The 1,485-nt window shown below is 62.2% G+C and carries 1 protein-coding gene; it reads right to left on the bottom strand.

Annotated elements, in window-relative coordinates; all coding sequences use genetic code 11:
• Positions 1-73: 73 nt before the first annotated feature.
• On the bottom strand, positions 74-1,485 hold a 1,412-nt coding region (locus ACQRCJ_RS12405; protein ID WP_427799937.1), incomplete at its 5' end, for an MFS transporter.

Below are 1,485 nucleotides of genomic sequence, written 5' to 3'. Positions count from 1 at the left end.
AAGTGCAGGCACACGACATGATATGTTCCTCCAGGGCCCGCAGGCCCGTTGTTTGTTCTTGTTGTACGATCCTCTACTTGCCGCTGGAGCTGCCCGTGGCGTCCACGCTCTTGCCCATGGTCTCCTGTCCCCAGATGGCCAGGAGCGCCGTGGAGACGAGGTAGCAGATGGCCAGGAACCAGAACACCGCGTGCTGGTTGCCGGAGGCGATGAGGAAGGCGATGAAGTAGGCCGCCAGCACGCCGCCGCAGATGCGGCTCACGGCTTCGCCGAGACCGGCGCCCGTACCGCGCAGTTCCGTGGGATACTGTTCGGCGATGTAGAGCTTGCAGATGGAGAAGATGGCATTGCCGAAGAAGGCCAGGGCCGTACCCACGATGAGCCAGGCATTGAGGCTCTCCACCATGGTCAGCAGGATGCTGCAACCGGCGGTCAGCAGGGCCAGGATGATGTACATGGGCTTGCGGCCGTACTTTTCGATCATGTGGCCGCAGACCATGCCGGCCACGGTACCGATGGCCATCATCAGGCCGCCCATCAGCACGGAGCTGGACATCTGGAAGCCCTTGCCCGTGAGGATGGTGGGCGCATAGACCATGACCACGTACCAGAACACCAGGGCGGCCGAGAACATGGAGTAGGACACGATGGTGCGGCTCAGGTACGGGGGCTTGAAGAGCATGGTCCAGCTGACCTTGGGCTTGTTGCCGGAGCGGGCTTCGTTCACGGCGGTCAGGATGGCGGGATCCATGTAGTTCTTGTCATGCTCCATGCCCAGGCTGCTTTCCAGGCGTTCCACCAGGGCCTCGGCTTCGTCATGACGGTTGTGGCGCATGAGCCAGCGGGGAGATTCCGGCATGTACTTGTGGATGAAGTACAGCATCACGATGGGCAGACCACCCACGAGGAAGGGCAGCTTCCAGGCCACTTCCAGCGGGAAGGTGGCCACGGCCCAGGCGCCGAAGGAAGACGGCAGCACATAGGAGAGCACGAGGATGGAATTGCAGTAGGCAAAGGTGACGCCGCGCTGCTTGGCCCCCACCAGCTCGGAAATGTACAGGTACGGGATGGGGAAGACGGCGCCCGAACCAAGGCCGCTCAGGAAGCGCATGGCCACGACCCAGTAGAAGTTCTCCATCAGGGGGCCCATGAAGGTGAAGACCGTGAAGATGAACACGGCCCAGAAAAGGACGCGCTTGCGACCATAACGGTCCGAAAGGAAGCCGCAACTGAAGGTGCCCAGCACCACACCGATGGTGGAGCAGGTGGCCAGCAGGCCGGTCTCCGCCGGGCCGAGGTTCCAGATCTGCTTGAGGACCAGCACGGTCTGGCCGATCAGGCCCAGGTCAAAGGCTTCCACCACGCTCACCGCGGCCAGCACGGCGATGATCTTCAGCATTTCGCTTTTGACCGGCAGGCGGTCGAAGCGGGACAGGCAATTGGCCTCGCGACGTATCAGGGACTGGTTTTCCATGATCTCCTCCA

This window comes from Desulfovibrio sp. SGI.102 (assembly GCF_050314315.1).
Lineage (GTDB): Bacteria > Desulfobacterota > Desulfovibrionia > Desulfovibrionales > Desulfovibrionaceae > Desulfovibrio.
The sequence above is the reverse complement of the archived record's forward strand: the minus strand, read 5'-3'. Positions and strand labels throughout refer to the sequence as shown.